Annotated in this window: 16 protein-coding genes; 6 read left to right on the top strand and 10 right to left on the bottom strand. The window is 36.4% G+C overall.

What is annotated here, in order from left to right; genetic code table 11:
- Positions 1-38: 38 nt before the first annotated feature.
- The 5 genes from WAX74_RS13405 to WAX74_RS13385 all read left to right on the top strand — a co-directional run bounded on the left by WAX74_RS13405 (position 39) and on the right by WAX74_RS13385 (position 5,032).
- Positions 39-641: a carboxymuconolactone decarboxylase family protein gene (locus WAX74_RS13405; protein ID WP_336498174.1), complete on the top strand. Its 603-nt coding sequence runs from the start codon at positions 39-41 to the stop codon at positions 639-641.
- Positions 642-652: 11 nt separating this feature from the next.
- Complete coding sequence (locus WAX74_RS13400; RefSeq protein WP_336498173.1) at positions 653-1,540, top strand: 3-hydroxyacyl-CoA dehydrogenase NAD-binding domain-containing protein; 888 nt, start codon at positions 653-655, stop codon at positions 1,538-1,540.
- Positions 1,541-2,584, top strand: coding sequence for a zinc-dependent alcohol dehydrogenase (locus WAX74_RS13395; protein WP_336498172.1), 1,044 nt, complete (start codon positions 1,541-1,543; stop codon positions 2,582-2,584).
- A gap of 12 nt (positions 2,585-2,596) precedes the next feature.
- Positions 2,597-3,277, top strand: a complete 681-nt coding sequence (locus WAX74_RS13390) for a cyclase family protein (RefSeq protein WP_336498171.1) — start codon at positions 2,597-2,599, stop codon at positions 3,275-3,277.
- A gap of 240 nt (positions 3,278-3,517) precedes the next feature.
- Complete coding sequence (locus tag WAX74_RS13385; RefSeq protein WP_336498170.1) at positions 3,518-5,032, top strand: LysM peptidoglycan-binding domain-containing protein; 1,515 nt, start codon at positions 3,518-3,520, stop codon at positions 5,030-5,032.
- Between the two features lie 388 nt (positions 5,033-5,420).
- On the opposite strand, the gene WAX74_RS13380 is transcribed toward WAX74_RS13385, so the two are convergent.
- The 4 genes from WAX74_RS13380 to WAX74_RS13365 all read right to left on the bottom strand — a co-directional run bounded on the left by WAX74_RS13380 (position 5,421) and on the right by WAX74_RS13365 (position 7,416).
- Positions 5,421-5,588, bottom strand: coding sequence for a hypothetical protein (locus WAX74_RS13380; protein WP_172794362.1), 168 nt, complete (start codon positions 5,586-5,588; stop codon positions 5,421-5,423).
- A 456-nt stretch (positions 5,589-6,044) separates the two neighbouring features.
- A complete protein-coding gene (locus tag WAX74_RS13375; RefSeq protein ID WP_336498169.1) occupies positions 6,045-6,254 on the bottom strand; it encodes a hypothetical protein in 210 nt (69 codons plus the stop codon).
- Positions 6,255-6,569: 315 nt separating this feature from the next.
- Positions 6,570-7,013, bottom strand: coding sequence for a cell wall hydrolase (locus WAX74_RS13370; RefSeq protein ID WP_336498168.1), 444 nt, complete (start codon positions 7,011-7,013; stop codon positions 6,570-6,572).
- 265 nt (positions 7,014-7,278) lie between these two features.
- Entirely contained in the window at positions 7,279-7,416 is a 138-nt protein-coding gene (locus tag WAX74_RS13365; RefSeq protein WP_336498167.1) for a YfhE family protein, read from the bottom strand.
- 408 nt (positions 7,417-7,824) lie between these two features.
- On the opposite strand from WAX74_RS13365, the gene WAX74_RS13360 reads away from it, so the two are divergent.
- Positions 7,825-9,267 (top strand): GMC family oxidoreductase, encoded by a 1,443-nt coding sequence (locus tag WAX74_RS13360; RefSeq protein ID WP_336498166.1) that lies wholly within the window; start codon positions 7,825-7,827, stop codon positions 9,265-9,267.
- A gap of 113 nt (positions 9,268-9,380) precedes the next feature.
- Here the strand turns inward: WAX74_RS13360 and WAX74_RS13355 are convergent, their stop codons facing one another.
- The 6 genes from WAX74_RS13355 to WAX74_RS13330 form a co-directional block, all read right to left on the bottom strand.
- Entirely contained in the window at positions 9,381-10,643 is a 1,263-nt protein-coding gene (locus WAX74_RS13355; RefSeq protein WP_336498165.1) for a sensor domain-containing diguanylate cyclase, read from the bottom strand.
- A gap of 193 nt (positions 10,644-10,836) precedes the next feature.
- Positions 10,837-11,445 carry a nitroreductase family protein gene (locus tag WAX74_RS13350; RefSeq protein WP_336498255.1) on the bottom strand — a complete coding sequence of 203 codons (609 nt, stop codon included), beginning with the start codon at positions 11,443-11,445 and terminating at the stop codon, positions 10,837-10,839.
- A gap of 22 nt (positions 11,446-11,467) precedes the next feature.
- Complete coding sequence (locus tag WAX74_RS13345; protein ID WP_336498164.1) at positions 11,468-12,409, bottom strand: ring-cleaving dioxygenase; 942 nt, start codon at positions 12,407-12,409, stop codon at positions 11,468-11,470.
- 151 nt (positions 12,410-12,560) lie between these two features.
- Positions 12,561-13,157 carry an NADPH-dependent FMN reductase gene (locus WAX74_RS13340; RefSeq protein ID WP_336498163.1) on the bottom strand — a complete coding sequence of 199 codons (597 nt, stop codon included), beginning with the start codon at positions 13,155-13,157 and terminating at the stop codon, positions 12,561-12,563.
- 17 nt (positions 13,158-13,174) lie between these two features.
- The gene (locus tag WAX74_RS13335; protein WP_336498162.1) at positions 13,175-14,158 is read right to left on the bottom strand and encodes a ring-cleaving dioxygenase; all 984 of its coding nucleotides are present in this window, start codon (positions 14,156-14,158) and stop codon (positions 13,175-13,177) included.
- Between the two features lie 465 nt (positions 14,159-14,623).
- A complete protein-coding gene (locus WAX74_RS13330) occupies positions 14,624-15,484 on the bottom strand; it encodes an oxidoreductase (protein WP_336498161.1) in 861 nt (286 codons plus the stop codon).
- Between the last annotated feature and the right edge of the window lie 6 nt (positions 15,485-15,490).

Below are 15,490 nucleotides of genomic sequence, written 5' to 3'. Positions count from 1 at the left end.
CATAACAATGACTCTTTCATCTATATGGAGGTTTAATAATGCACTCTTTACTAAAGGATTCTCATCTATCTAAAAAAGACAAGTCATTATTATTAGTTGGTTTATTTGCAGCTCGTCGTGAAGAACAAGCTATGCTTCACTTCACAGAAGTGGCGATTGATGCTGGTAATACTGTCAACGAAATTGCTGAACTTATTTCTGCCGCAATTATTTCTCGTGGGATCCCAACTTGGTTATCAGGCATAGAAGCTATTTCTAAAGCTATTGAAATAACAGGAAAAGCTGAGTACACAATAGAACCACAGAAAGTATCTGCTTTTTCGACTCAAGAAGATTGTGTTAGCTATTATCAATCAGAGTTTGAGCAACTACCAAAATGGATTCAGTATTTAGTAGATTATGCACCCGACACATTATTGAAGTATAGCAATTTACGTACTACTTCCCTTCGTGACGGTGTAGTTTCACGTTATTTAAAGGAATTGCTTTTATATGCCATTAACCTTTGCGATCAATACCCAAAAGGAATTGATATTCATAAAACGAATGCGATTCAATTAGGTGCAACTGACGCAGTATTAGAAGATATTAAAACAACCTGCATTTATGCAGTAGGTATTCAAGCCATTTTTAATGATTGAGGTGTTTCCTTTTGCAACATGTATGCATAATTGGCGGTGGCTTTATGGGGGCCGCACTGACAAGATATTTCTTAAAAGCAAAAGTAAAAGTGTCGTTATTAGAAGAGTTTGCATCACGGCGTCTAGAATTGATGGCAGATAAAACATTTCAAGATGTGCAATTTTTAGAAACAATCGAGGAATGTAACGAAGTAGATTTTATTATCGAGGCTATTTCGGAAAATTTACAAGCCAAGCAACAGCTTTTCGAAAGCATTGACGATTACTTCCCTAGTTCTACTACCTTTTGTACGAACACATCTAGCTATCTAATTAGCTCTATTGCAGAAAACGTAAAACATAAAAACAGAGTGATTGGCACGCATTTCTTTTCACCTGCACATATTACTCCTTTAGTAGAAGTTGTGCCAAGTGCTTTCACAGAATCACATCACATCCAAAAAACAATGTCTTTTCTACAATCCATTAATAAAAAGCCTGTACTACTGAAAAAAGAAATTCAAGGATTTGTGGCAAACCGACTTCAAAGTGCACTTTCACGAGAAGCAATGTCACTTGTCCAAAATGGCATTGTGTCATCAGAAGAACTGGATTTCATTGCTAAATGGAGTTTGGGGATTCGCTTAGCTAATACCGGCCCTCTAGAACAGCGTGATATTAATGGCATCGATACACATATGGCTATAGTCGAATATGTTTATCCTACGCTTGAGAATTGTACGGAACCACTACCTGTTCATGAAGACTTAATAGCAAATAGAAAATTAGGAATGAAGACAAACGAAGGGTTTTATGATTGGTCTACAATCGACAAAAAACAATATCTAGCCCATAAAGAGGATGTTCTATTAAATATTATTAGGGCTGTGTCAGCTCAGGATAGAGAGGTGGGTAAATAAATGCAATATGAAGCTCTAGTGAAAAATACACCTGCTCCAAAAGATATTAAATTTGAAACATACGAAATACCTGCGTTACAACCCCATCAAAGCTTATTAAAAGTAAACGCTGTGGGCATCTGTGGTAGTGATTTGCATATGTATGATGGACATGGAGGCTATGATTGGGTGTCCTATCCACTTGTCTTAGGTCATGAAGTAACTGGTTCAGTGGTTGCCGTTGGTGAAGGTGAAGTCCCCCAGCAACGTATGGTCATTAACCCATATAAAAGCTGTGGTAATTGTGAATTCTGCCTTTCAGGGGAAAGTAATCGCTGTGATTTCGATGATTATAAATATATAAAAACGCCAACCGAGGCATTACGTTATGGGTTTCGTGAAGCAGGTGGAATGGCAGAATACATGGTTGTCGACAAAAAGAATTTAATTCCTATCCAGGATACAGTAACTGATGAGGTAGCAGCGATTTCAGAGGCACTTGCTGTTAGCTTTACTGCAGTGGTGAAAATAGAAAACTTTGAGAAGAAGTCGATTTTAATAGTTGGTCCAGGCCCCATAGGACTTGGTGTAGCGGCCATATTAGTAGGTGCTGGAAATGAGCGAGTAATGATGTTGGGTACTGCGGTTGACGAAAATCGCCTTCAACTCGCAAAAGAAATTGGTGTATCAAAGACTTATCAAAACGCAGTGGATATTCCACATGAACAGTTTAAAGGTTTTGATGCTATCATTGACTGTTCGGGACATCCATCTATTCCAAATGCAGCACTTCGCCTTTTAAAAAGAGGTGGTGAACTCATATTAGTTGGCATTAATCCAACTAGTTTTTCTGTTCCAATGGATCAAATCGTTCGTGGCGAGATTTCTATTAAAGGAAGTTATGGTATTACACAAGCAAATTATGAAGCAGTACTATTACTCGCAGCAGATGCCCGCTACCCCTTCCAAAAACTAATTGCACAAACTGTGCCCTTTAAAGATTGTTTACAGGGTTTTGAAAATGCTTTAAATAAAGCTACAGGTAAGGTTGTCATTAAAATGTAAGGAGGAATTTACTTGAAACTCATTGATTTAACTTTAGAAATTTACGATGGACTTCGCTCTTATACGTCACATCCCCCAATTGCTATTGCAGAGGAATCCACTTTTGAAAACTCTGGTAATCGCTACGTGCCTCCTTGTGAAGGCTTTGAGTCACGTATGCTAAAAATGTCTGATCATAGTGGGACACATATCGATGCACCTTTACATTTTATTCGTGATAGCGAATCTACTTCTGATATGGATCTCTCTAAAGCCTATGGAGAAGCTGTGCTATTAGACGTGTCTGACTTTAAAGATCCTTTTCAAGCTGTAACACGCGAAATGTTAGAGGAAGCGGAAAAACGCCAAGGTATTACTGTTCAACCTAACGACATTGTCCTCACACGTACTCGTAAACTTTCATGGGGAGAAGGATCCTTTTATGAAGAACATGCATTTGCACCTTGTGCTGGTGATTGGCTCATTGAAAAACAAGTAAAATGTGTTGGATTAGATTTAGCCAATATCGACGTTCACGACAATATGATGCGTGAAGTACATCTTAAGATATTAAGCGTACCTATCTATATTGTAGAGAACTTAGTCAATTTACATTCGCTTCCTTTAAACGAGCATTTCACCTTCATGGCACTTCCGCTGAACCTTAAGAACGCTACAGCATCACCAGTTCGCGCTGTCGCTTTTATTAAATAATATCGAATTTAAGGATACTCTTTCTTTATAGAAAGAGTATTTTTTTAGATAACATTAGGTTATCACTACAAGCTGTATCTTTCATATCGTCAATGCTTTTCCTGCAATCATTCTTTATAAAACTGCCAAATAAACACCATTGGCTACCTTACCACAAAGTACCTGTATCTATTAAATTTATTACATAGTAATCTATGAAGGTTCTAATACTATTTTCAAACTAGAGGAGAATGTTATTAAGTGAAAAAAATACTTCATAGTATTTTTATATTAATTTTAGGATTAAGTTTTGTACCTACAAAAGGTGAGGCCGCGAGCAATTCACTTTCAGTTGGGTCTATTCAAATAGATAACGTTAAAGTATTAAGTAAACCTAAACAAGGATCCACCGTTATTACAACATTAAATAGAGGGGAAGAAGTTCCTGTTCTATCCACTGTATCAGGTGATTCATCTACCACTGTCATTCATACAGTAGTTGTTGGGGACACATTATGGAAAATTTCAAACCAATATGGGATTTCATTGAGTCAGCTTCAGAAGACGAACAAGCTTACTACGACCCAAATTCGAATTGGCCAGAAATTAATAATTCCTCAAAATTACCAAGTATATACGGTTATTAAAGGAGATACTTTATGGAAAATTTCCACTAAGTATGGAGTAACTACTAATGATTTGATCAAATTGAACAATTTACGGACTTCAAGCATATTGGTAGGGCAAAAGTTAAACATTCCTGACTATTACATACAAGTTCAGTTACTAGACGGTAAAAAAGGATGGACTAAGAAATCACTTTTACAACAAAAAACACAGGAACGAATCGTTATGGGTTGGAAGTATAGTGGAAGTTCCGAGAGCTATGCCCAACAATTGAACCATTCAAATTTAAATGTAGTGTCACCACGTTGGTATACTTTAAGCAATTCAGGCAATTTTGTTTCCATTTCAGCCGATACAAAATATCTACAGGATGCACATAGCAAGGGCAAGCAGGTTTGGCCACTATTTGGGAATAAATTCGATCCTGACTTGACTGACACAGTTTTAAATAACGCTGCAAATCGTCAGAAATTAGTAGTGGCGCTGAAGGACTCTTTATTCCAAACAAAAAGTGATGGAATCAATGTGGATTTTGAAAACATTCATCCTAAAAACAAACAAGATTATGTTCTCTTCATAACCGAACTTAAAAAAGCACTTCAGCCTAATGGAATTAAAGTATCTGTTGACGTCACCCGAGAAAACAGTGATCCTTTTTGGTCTGGAAGTTTAGACCGTAAAGAGCTAGGTAAAGCTGCTGACTATATCGTTTTGATGGGCTATGACGAGCATTGGGGAGGTAGCCCAATAGCGGGGTCAGTAGCTTCTATACCTTGGGTTAAAGAAGGTGTTGAGTTATTAATGTCCGAAGTACCCTCTCATAAGATCATCTTGGGGATGCCCTTTTATACAAGGGAATGGGTGACGGATTTATCGACTACAAAAGTACGAAGTATTGACCTTACAATGAATGAGGTCGAGCAAATTATCTCATCAAAAGGACTTAAGAAAGTTTGGGATCGAAATACTCAGCAAAATTATGTAGAGTATACAGCAAACGGAGAGAAGCACCAGATTTGGATTGAGGATAAACAATCTATGGAGCTTCGCGTTAACTTGGTCAAGCAGTATAACCTAGGCGGTGCAGCAGCATGGTATATTGGGTCTGAGACACCCGATGTTTGGGATGTATACCATTTTAATAAATAATTTTTTTTGAGTTTTATACACTTTTTTTACAACCTAAGTCCTAACGGATTCAGGTTGTTTTTTTAATTCTTCATTTACTTTGAGCTATCCCATCGGTAATTATCAATAAGTGCTAAAGCAATTCTTTCTTCAGCTTAGCCTTCAATTACTATATGCTTAATTCTTACAATTTCACAAAAATTATTGAATTTTAGAAGTTATTAATCAACATACACAAAAAAAGATTGCCCAATTCAAAGGGCAATCTTTTCTTCCTCCAATAATTTGATACAAGAGGCTGTCTATATTGTTAGTAAAAAAGGTTGTTAAAAGTAACACATCAATGTTTTTATTTAGGGAAATATTTCTCTTCAATTGGTCTTCATCTTTATTATGATAGAGACCCTATTTACTTACCTTCTTCTTCATTTTTATTTCCATCATCTACATCATCCATCTCTTCACCATCATTCACGCCATTATCCTGGTCAACTCCGTCCCCACAACCAGCCACTCCACCAAGTACTAACCCGCCTACCAGTCCACTAGCCAATAATTTCTTTTTCCAATCTGCCATGTTAGTTCCTCCTTTTAATGTGTTGAGATCGTTCTAACGAATGTTTACCCATTGACATATATCTCTAAACAAAAAGTTCCTGGAGGTTTTCAACTTCATTATTCCATAAGAAAAAGCTACCCTCTAATGCTAATGCAGCCGTTTCTTCAACTAAACACCAATAGTTGAAGAAGTTTGGCGGAGGATTTATTGGAAACGTAGGAGGCGGAGTTTTAATGTATCGCGCTTTTTCCCCATAACCAGTTAAGGAATCAATTTCTGGGAACTCGCCATTCCCTCAAATTTGATACCGAAGTTCTAAGATTCCCTAAGCATGAGTTTTGGTGAATAAAACAACCCCATAACATATTAAATGAATTAGCTTCTTCCCTCTCAGGAGCATACAAGGCTGGTCATTGATTGGAAAAGTATCAAGCCTTGTATTCTTCTCCCGCCAGTAACGTCCTGGTAGCAAAATCAATCATTTGAATGATTAAAAGCTGACTGTATAAATTCCTGTATTCTAGTCTGTCCAGTTGTGAAAGCCATTAAAGTCTTAGACGTTCCACCTTCTATTTCATCTAACATTTCAAAATTACGTGTTATCCCTGCAGAAAATCCTTTGAAAGTGTGTCCCTCGATATTGGTTGGAATATAATATTTTTTCTTGGGTGTATAATTTGTCATCTTTTATATCTCCCCTTCAAATAACTTTTCTATGATCAGAGGCTTTCCCGATAAACTTTTTATCACTTTATAGTTGTTAGAAAACGAATAACCCCCTCTACATCTAGATTAGTAATAACTAATTCCATAAGTAGAGGGGTATTTCCTTTCTATTGAATAAATTGTATTCAGTTAAAAAGAATCTTAAGCCATGTTTATATTCCCATCCAGTTTTCGAAAAACAGGATTTATGACCCTATAAAAAACATTAGGGTTACAAGCTCCAAAAAGTAAAATTTTAAACAACACTCCAGAATTAATAATAGCTCCTAGAACCTATCCACCAATATAAACACTTTCACATGTTCCAGGTGCTGGTTCATAATAACAATGATTTTTATATTGCCCAGCTAAAGGTTGATCATACCATGTTGGAGGACATGGAGCATATGGATTAAAATACCAAAGTGCATATTTCCCTGGATGATCTCTCCAATAATCCAAAGCCTGTTTTGCTAATCTTTTTTCAGCAGATCTCGCTCTTTGATAAAATAAATTACCTTTTTGAACAGCTTCAAAAGAATAATTTCCTCCTTGGACTTGATAAATGGCATCTTCAACTGTTCTTACATCTTTAAAGTCTGAACAATCTGCTTTAACACGATTAACAATTACATTTCCAACGTACAACATTCCTTGTTTACCTTCACCTTCAGCTTCTGCTCTCATCATCCTTGCAACTAAGTCAACATCAGAACTCTTGTAATTTACTCTCGGCATTTTTTCACCCCATCAATATAGTATGAAAAAAAGCATATATTGATGTCATTGTTTATAAAATAAGAATGCTTAGTTTTTAAATTTTTTGCATGATTTCAGTCACCAATGTTATTTTTACTAGTTATATTTTTATTTAGAATTGCTTATTAGTGCTCCGATCTTTCACTATCCTCCCCTTTAGCAATTTTATCCGAAGGGCAGATGAGTTTGAAGCTAATAAAATGAACCCCGAGTATGTCACCTAAGTCGGGGTTCATTGTTATTTTTACTTTTTAATTTGATTTTTCTTATCTGTCTCTTTGTCAGCACGAGTGAATTCTTTTTGATATAAAACTTCTTGCATTGAAGTCAATCCATTATTTTTCATTGTGAACTGCTCATGTGGTGCCTTTCGGTTCTTCATCGCGAACACTCCTTTCGTTTTTATCTTTATCAGTTTTTCCTATGAAACCATTGATATTCGATTTGTTAAAAATTAAATCAAAAACAAAAAACTACATTTTTTTAAAGATGCTCATTTTTGTATTTCTTTCCAAAACAAAAGAATTTAACATTAAGACCTTTTTTCCTTAGCTGAGTCTGATTTGGTATTGTCTTTTTCTCTAAATCGAAGATTTTAATTTTCATGGGAGTTGAATACTTTCTATTAAAAATAGCGTTAATCCCCTTCCCTTCAGGCACATCTTTAAAAAATTCATTCAATTTAAATCACTGTCAAAGTATGTCAGTTCCTTTGGTCATAAGGTACAAGCTACTGAACATACCTTTGTTAGGTAAAGTATTTTTTTGGAGGGAAGTGTCGAATTTGGTAGTGAAATATAAGAATAATTGGATTCCTACTAAATCACTTGAAGAAATGTCTGAGACAAATTACGATGTCCTCATTGTGGGAAGTGGTCCTGGTGGAGGAGCAACCTTGCAAAGGCTCTGTGAACTTTGGAAAGGTCAAGGTGCAAAAAAAATTGGAATTCTTGAGATGGGAGATAAGTTATTTCATTCGCATTCCCTTAACATTCCAACTCAGAATGTTAATACCGCAAGAGATCAACTGCTTCCGGACAATTCAACTGTTATCGGAGAACGGTTACCACAATTTTCAGGAGCCAGAATGGTATATGCTTTAGGGGGAAGGTCATTGTTTTGGAATGCGGCTACTCCAAGACCAATTCGAGAAGAGCTCACTAAATGGCCGATTCATCCTCGAGAATTAAATGTATATTATGGCATGGCCGAGAAATTATTGCATGTTACAACCGACTATGCGAAAGGTTCATCGATGCAAAATGTTCTTCTAAAAAGGCTCCATGCAGGCGGCATATTTGAAGCAAATGATATGCCGGTTGCTTTTGATATGACCCCTTCCCGACAAGGAGAAGTCCATTCAAATCCTTGGTTTAGTTCGATTAATGCTCTGGCTGCCGCCCTGTTCGATCATCCATATGATCTCGCTATAAACGCCTTTGCTTCTCAAGTAATTGTCGAAAATGGAAAAGCGGTTGGTGTTCAAGTATTCTCCCCAAATAAAAAAGCACACATTATTCGGGCAAAAAATATTGTATTATCCGCAAGTACTCTAGAGACTCCGCGTATTTTGCTTAACTCTGGAATTCAGGGACCTGCTATCGGACGGTATTTAACAGGGCATGTATCCATCATTGCTGTTGGTACAATAAGTCGAAGACAGTTTTCTGATAAACTTGGCAATCTTTCAGTATTGAAATTTGAGACAAATGAGTCTCCTTATCAAATTCAAATTCTTGGTCCTGATCAATACTTCTCCTATCAGCAGTTTGAAGATAAGGTCCTTAAAGATCAGCTCGTAATTGCATACGCTTCCTTTGGTAGGGTTCAATCTCGTGCTGAGAATAGAGTGGTCCTTGATCCGAATGCAAAGGACGAATTCGGCGTGCCATTACAACAAGTTCAATATTCTTTAAGCAACAAAGATCTTCAAGTAGCAGAGCAAGTGAAAGAAGGAATTAGACAATCAGCAACAGCTATGGGGGTGACTCTAGATGAGTCTACTTTGGTGCTTCGACCTCCTGGATCTGATATGCATGAATCTTGCACATGTAGAATGGGAGATGATCCAAATACATCAACAACTAACCGTCATGGTCAAGTACATGGAGTACAAGGTCTATATGTAGCCGATAATAGTGTTCTTCCTACCCTAACTGCAGCTGGACCTGTCCTTTCCAACGTAGCTTTAGCCATAAGGCTAGCAGACCACATTGTTCGCCAGTCTGGTTAAATATTATATATATTGAGGTGCAACACTCTTTATTAAAGGCTTCCAACAATGAAGATGGAAGCCTTAATTAAATATTTAAATGAAATTACATAATGAATAGGAAATAAGCATATTTAAATATTTCCATTATAAAATACAAAATGGTTTCGTTTTTCTTTTGCTTTATATAGTGCTCGATCTGCATGCAGGATTAAGGATTTAGAATCATTTCCGTTATCTGGGAAACAAGAAATCCCAATACTAGAGGTAGTGAGAATTTTCATACCATTTATATGGTAGGGCACTTGAAATGCTGTATGCAATCTATCTACAACATCCAAAATATCTTTTCTCTCTTTAATACCATCTATCAATACGAGAAACTCATCTCCGCCAACTCTACAAAGGATATCTTGTTCTCTAACATGTTCTTTAAGTCTTTTTGCAAATTGCTTTAGAAGCTCATCACCAATATCGTGGCCAAGAGAATCATTAATCTCCTTAAATTTATCTATATCAATATATAGTATAGCAAGCATACGCTCATGTATCCTAGCTTCATCTATAGATTTTATCATCAGGTCTGTAAATGCTCTTCGATTGGTCAATCCTGTTAGAGGATCATGGAATGCTAAAAATTCTAACTGTTCTTCATAGTTTTTCTTCAAAGTAACATCTCTCAATAATACTTGAATTACAGACTCCCCTTCGAAAAAGATGGACATTGCTATAATTTCAGCCCATATAATTTTTCCATCAAGACGCTTAAATTGTTCAACAATTGGTTCATTAGTCTTCTTAGCCTGAAGAACTTTTCTTTCAAACTCAGCTTGGTCGTCTGTGATTATATACTGCCAAATAGATTGTCCTAGAACATCTTTTGCACTCAGAGCCCCTACTAAGTGGACGCCAGGAGAATTAACAAAGACAATTTTTCCGTTATTTTCAACAAATATCGCATCTGGTATGAATTCAACTAAGTTTCGATAGCAATCTTCACTAGCTTGTAGTTTCCGTTGAATGCTCATTTGTTCGGTAAAATCTTTATACATACCAACAGCTAATACTTCTCCGTTATTAATCGCACGATAGGAGGCTAAGATATCTAAAACCTTACCGTCTTTTCTTTTTCTTTTTGTCACATAGTAGGGAATATCTTGCCCTTGCTTAAATAAAGACAATTGTTGCTCATGCTCTTCAGGTGTCATATTCGTGAAAAATGGAAAACAATTAACCTCAGTAAAATCGACTTGCTCCCAACCCAAAATAGATGTAAAGGAGGGATTGGCTGAAAGAATACGTCCATCATAACCAATGGTAAAAATCGCATCATTAGTGTTATTCCATACAAGTTCTAATACGTTATTCTCCACTTCTTGTTGATTGTTAAAATTCATTTATTGTTCTCCTCTCGACTAAAACAATTGAAAAGATAAAAAAGCTAACCGGATTTGTAACCGATTAGCTTTCAGACAATATCAGGCTTCAAATGTTTGGCTATCTAGATGTTTATAAGGATAACTGCCCAATCCATAAAAACTTGAGTACATAATATTTTTAGCGGTTAAATATACGACTATCAACTACAATTTAAATAAACTTTACAAATTCATCGACTGGCTTACGGTAACCACGTAAACGTCGGCTACTTACTTTTTCTTTTCCGATGGTAATCATTAATACAACTTCATGTGTGTCTGGTATATTAAGTAAGTCACGAACCTTTTCTTCTTCAAATCCTATCATTGGACACGTGTCCCAGCCTCGATTTTTGGCCGCTAGCATAAACATCATCGATGATAGTGATGCATTACGTATCGCATCTTCTTTCATAAATTGCTCGCCTCGCCCTTCATAGAATTGGAAATTCTCTTGTATCATATTATTTAATTCAAAATCTGTAATGATTCCCAAATTTCGCATTCCTTCATGAAGTCGTTCTGTTTGGCGATATGCGTATCGATCTGCTAATACAAGGATAACTCCGGAGGCACTGTGTACTTTATATTGTCCATAAGCAGCGTGTCTTACTTTCTCTTTCATCTCCTCATCAAGTACTACAACATAGTCAGTGTGTTGTAGGTTAAAGGCTGATGGAGTAAGTTTTAAATCATCAAAAATAGGCTTTATATCACTTACTGTCATTTTCACATCTTTTAAAAAGTTATTTGCGGACCTACGCATATCAATTAATTTCATAAATTCCACTTTTAATCATCCTTTACTCGATAGGTGCCAGCTGAGCCTCGATTTCTTTTCGCTTGTTTTCTAAAAATGGCGGTAAGTCGAGATCTTTGCCAAGTGATTCAACTGGTGAATCTAAGGTAAAACCTGGCCCGTCCGTAGCTAACTCAAATAAAATGCCGTTTTCTTCTTTAAAATATAAGCTCTCAAAATAGTAACGGTCTGTTATTTTCATTACTTCAAAACCAAAATCTTGAATACGCTGTTTCCACACTCGCAACTCCTCGCCATCTTTCACACGAATTGCTAAGTGATGTACGCTGCCTTTACCAGGTTTTTCATTTGGCCCATCTTTTTCTATAATTACTATTTCACCAAAAGCTTCCCCTTTTATAGATTGGTAGATGGCTTCATGCTTTGTTCGAGAAATAAGTTCATACCCAAACAAGTTTTCTAATGTATCCGCTAAACTATCCAATGACTGCACAGTTATTTCCACAGAACCCATTCCTAGAATACGATGCTCACTTAAAACGATTGAATCATCCCAAGACTGCCAATAAGCTGGTACTTCATGGTCATCATTATTTATAAGGACGAGGCGAAGTCCCTCACAGTCTTCAAAATGAAGAGCATCACGTCCTGCATACATTGTCAGCTCACCATGAATCACATCGAGTAATTCAAATCTTCTCTTCCAATATAGTAAACTATCATAAGATGGGACGAGTAACCCAATACGTGTAATGGCATTTGTACCTCTTTTCGTTCTTCCTACCATCGGGATTTCAAAGAAGGACAATTCTGTTCCAGCACTTCCGGTTAAATCTCCATAGAACAGATGATACATACTCGGATCATCTTGATTGACTGTTTTCTTCACTCTACGAAGTCCGAGCACTTTTTGATAAAACTGATTGTTTTGTTGGCCTTTTTTCGTAATCATGGAAATATGATGATGTCCCACTATCTTGTTCATCTTGCTTCCTCACTTTCTTTGCTTGTATAAGTTCTGAGCAAAACCTTCAATATACTGATATCGTTTTGCTCAAAACTTATTAATATTAACCACAAAATGTACATGCACTTATGCACATTTTGTGATTTGTATAGATTAACATATGATAAATTTATTTACGTACTGTATTTAACGCATTTGTCCAAGGAATAACTTGATCTAACATTTGGTTAACTGAATCGGCTTGAACTGATTTTGGTTTAAAGTCAGTACCATTTTCAAAGTCTGTAAATAGTGATAGTGCCGGATGTACACGTACATGTGCCACTAGTAATTCACTTAAAATACCACGTAAATGTTCTGTTGCACGAGCCCCACCTACTGAACCGTAAGATACGATACCTGCAGCTTTGTTGTTCCACTCGTCACGTAAGTAATCTAAAGCATTTTTAAGTGCACCTGTGATAGAGTGATTGTATTCTTGAACGATGAATACGAATCCGTCTTGTTTTGCAATGATTTCTGACCATGCAGCTGCACCTGATGCGTCGCCGCCTGCTTCACCTAAAAGTGGTAATTTGTAATCCGCGATATCGATAATAGTGTAGTTTGCATCACCACGTTTATCAGCTATTTCTTTTACCCATGCCCCTACTTGTGGACTTACGCGTCCCTCCCGTGTTGATCCTAAAATAATACCTATGTTTGATTTTGTCATTGTTTTTTCCTCCTCTTGTTGTGTTCCAAATAATTTATTTAAAAATCCCATTTTCTTTTTTCACCTCCTTACAAGTACTCTTTTTCTATGTTTAGTGTGCTTCGAACTGTATTGATTGGTCGCACTAATGCCTCAATTTTTTCGCGTTTTCCTTCAAGGAATGGAGGTAACGATAAGATTTCTCCTATTGTTTCGTAAGGCTCGTCCCCCATAAAGCCAGGACCGTCTGTTGCCCATTCAAAAAGTATTCCAGGGGCTAAACGTGCGTATAACGATTCAAAAAAGAAACGATCAATATAACCTGAAGTACTGAAACCAGCTGCTTGCATGTGGTCAATCCATTCATATAGTACTTTCGTATCTTCTACTCGGAAGGCTGCATGGTGAACTGTACCATAACCTTGACGACCTGCCGGGAGAGTCGTGTTATGTTCTACAATTACTTGGGCACCATTCCCACCTTCACCAAGTTCAAATAAATGCAGTGAGCCATCTTTTGCGATTTCACGCATTAACATTACTTTTTCCAATACTTCTTTAAAATAATCAAATTGTGCGATACGAATATGAATAGGTCCTAAGCCTGTAATGGCAAATTCCAATGGTACTGGCCCATTTTGCCAAGGTATTCCTGATTCAATACCCTCGTTAAATTCATCAGAAACCAACATATATTGTTGGTCATCAAAGTCCACAAATGAAATAGTTTTTTTACCAAACACTTCTTCAATACCCGTATTTTTTACTTCGTACTTGTCAAAACGCTTCACCCAGTAATCTAATGCGGCATCTGTCGGCACACGGAAAGCTGTTTTATAAATCTCGTTCGTTCCATGTGTTCCTTTTGGAATACCTGGGAAATCGAAGAATGTCATATCTGTACCAGCAGAGCCTTTATCGTCTGCGAAGAATAAGTGATACGTTTGAATATCATCCTGATTGACTGTTTTCTTTACTAAACGCATTCCTAATAAATACGTGAAAAATTCATAGTTTTTTTCTGCACTACTTGTAATCGCTGTTACATGGTGTATCCCTTTTAAATGATTCATATTGTTTCCTCCTATGATTACCTCGAACGATAAATCTCTAATTCGAGATATTTAGTTAAAAAAATTTATACTTACTTTGCATGATGTCCATTTTGTTTTAGTAATTCAATCGTTTTATCAATATCTTCATCTTGTTCAAATATTAGTTCCAGTTTCTTTTCATGCTGCGGAAATCACTCCACCAAGATATCTTTATTTCGAGATATTATAGATTAAGATATCTTGAATTAAAGATATTTTAACATATATATAATTTCATAGTCAATACATTTATCCTAAAGTTATTGTATTTTAAAATTTAGAAAAGAATCTATTTTAAAGCCGTAATTAATTGATTTCTATACCTGATATACATTAAGCACTTTTCCCATAAACAAAAATTCGAAGTTTTAGCAAACAAAAATGTGAAACATTACAATAAGTAGTGTTTCACATTCTTGTTTTTATTAGAATTTTATATCTATTTTATTTGACTATTGGTAGCCAGCCAGGTCTAGATTGTACATATTCCCACATAGCATCAGGCAAAGATAAATCTTTTCTGTCTTCAAGATGAATCTCTGTACGAATTGTATCTTCTTTTCCTGTTTTCACTTTTTGAATCCAGTCCGGCTCTACAATGAGCCCTCTTCCGATTGCCACAAGTGGAAGATTGAGATCTTCCATTGCATGTAACGCATCATCTGGTGTCGTCACAGAACCTACCCCAATAATCGGTATTTCATCTCCAATTTTCTTATTAATAATGTTTATGGTTGGTGTATTACTTTCCTTATCACGAGGAGAAGTCTGTGCCACGTTTCCAAGTGAGACATGAATATAATCAAGGCCCTGATTTTTTAACTTCATTAATAGGGAGAGTGTATCATCAAGTGTAATACCTGGCTCTTCTATCTCCTCTGGAGAAATACGATAAACTAAAATAAACGGCTTGTCAGCATGTTTTTCGATATCTGATTTTACAGATTGTACAACAACGAGTGGGAAATTCATACGTTTTTCTAGCGTTCCACCCCAGTAATCATTTCTACGATTAGAATGTGGAGAGAAAAACTGTTTAATCAAGTAAGTATTCTCTCCATATATCTCTACCCCGTAAAACCCTGCTTGAATAGCTCTTCTAGTTGCTTCACCGAACCCCTCTACTATTTCACGAACTTCTTCATCTTGTAATTCCCTTGGAATCTCTGCGCCTTCACGAACATGCGGGATATCACTAGCACTTACAGGTTGAACTCCTCTAAGCCAAGTCGAAGGAGCCCGGCGGATCAAATAGTAAGGTCTTCTCGTTAAAAAACCATAATAAAATCCTATTCGAATTCTCAAAGTCGA

It is taken from the genome of Psychrobacillus mangrovi, from assembly GCF_037104765.1.
Lineage (GTDB): Bacteria > Bacillota > Bacilli > Bacillales_A > Planococcaceae > Psychrobacillus > Psychrobacillus mangrovi.
This window is presented reverse-complemented; position numbering and strand designations above follow the sequence as displayed.